The organism is Pseudostreptobacillus hongkongensis, assembly GCF_001559795.1.
Classification (GTDB): domain Bacteria; phylum Fusobacteriota; class Fusobacteriia; order Fusobacteriales; family Leptotrichiaceae; genus Pseudostreptobacillus; species Pseudostreptobacillus hongkongensis.
Map to the genome: position 1 here is coordinate 1 of NZ_LOHY01000163.1, position 602 is coordinate 602.

Consider the following 602-nt stretch of genomic DNA (forward strand, 5'->3'; position numbering starts at 1 on the left):
TAGATATAAACAAATATATAAAGATAATATATTGAATTTTCTTATATTATTTAGGTTTTTAAAAAATATTAAATAATGATATAATAAAATAAAATATAACAAAAAAGTAAAGGGAGATAATTAATGGCAGAAAATGAAGTAATACAAAGAGCAGAATTGCAAAGAAAAATATGGAATATAGCTGATGCTTTAAGGGGTTCAGTAGATGGTTGGGATTTTAAACAATATGTATTAGGAACATTGTTTTATAGATTTATTTCAGAAAATATAGTAGAGTTTTTTAATTCAGCAGAACATGAATCAGGAGATTTAGAATTTGATTATGTAAATTTATCTGATGAAGAGGCACTACAAGATTTTAAACCAGGAACAGTAGAAGATAAAGGATTTTTTATACTTCCAAGTCAACTATTTCAAAATGTAGTAAAGAATGCTAAAAATAATCCAAATTTGAATACAGATCTTGCAAATATATTTAGAAGTATAGAAAATAGTGCAATAGGTTATCCATCAGAAGATGATATAAAAGGGTTATTTGATGATATAGATACTACACATAAAAGATTAGGAGAAACTGTTGCAGAAAAAAATGCGAAATTAAC

General features: G+C 24.6%; 1 protein-coding gene. It reads left to right on the top strand.

Annotated elements, in window-relative coordinates; genetic code table 11:
• Nucleotides 1–123: 123 nt before the first annotated feature.
• Nucleotides 124–602, top strand: a 479-nt coding sequence (locus AYC59_RS07445; RefSeq protein ID WP_082752758.1) for a type I restriction-modification system subunit M N-terminal domain-containing protein, incomplete at its 3' end; no start/stop codon positions are given.